Raw genomic sequence first — 726 nt, 5'->3', positions numbered from 1 at the left:
GATCGACGTCTTCGTCGACGAGTACAACCACCGCCGCCCACACAGGTCGCTGCCGAACCGCGCCACTGATGGCGCTCGCCGAAATTCCCCAGGGGCGCTCATCGAATTTCCCCACCCTGGGCCGGGTGTCACTGTAGCGGTCGGCGGGTGCCGGTCGCGGCGTGACGGAGTGCGTCGTTCTTGGCGTGGTGGTCGCGCAGGCGGTAGGAGTCGCCGTCGAGGTTGAGCACGACGCTGCGGTGCAGGAGCCGGTCGAGCATGGCCGCGGCGACGGTGGTGTCGCCGAGCACGTCGCCCCAGGACGCGACGCCGCGGTTGGTGGTTAAGACGATGCTGGTCTTGAGGTAGCGCTGGGACACGACCTGGAACAGCGCGGAGGCTGCTTCGCCGGGCAGCGGGAGGTAGCCGAGCTCGTCGATGATGAGCAGGGTGGGTCCGGCGAAGAACCGCATGGTGGTGGCCCAGCGTCCTTCGATCGCGGCGCGGTGGCAGCGGGCGGCGAGGTCGGCGGCGGTGGTGAAGTAGGTCCGGTAACCGGCTTCGGCAGCAGCGCGGCCGAGTCCGACTGCGAGGTGGGTCTTCCCGACGCCGGGCGGCCCGATCAGCAGCACGTTGGTGGCGGACTCGAGGTAGCGACACGTCGCGAGTTCGTCGATGAGTTTGCGGTCGAGGCCGGGGGCGGCGTCGAAGTCGAAGTCCGCGAGCGTGGCCGGTGTCGGCAGGGAG

General features: G+C 69.7%; 1 protein-coding gene. It reads right to left on the bottom strand.

Annotation, left to right across the window (positions count from 1 at the left end):
- Window positions 1–128: 128 nt before the first annotated feature.
- Window positions 129–726: IS21-like element helper ATPase IstB (istB, locus tag ACYVIH_RS17460; protein ID WP_460870781.1), on the bottom strand; the 598-nt coding region annotated here is incomplete at its 5' end.

Source organism: Nocardioides pakistanensis (assembly GCF_054781215.1).
This window is presented reverse-complemented; position numbering and strand designations above follow the sequence as displayed.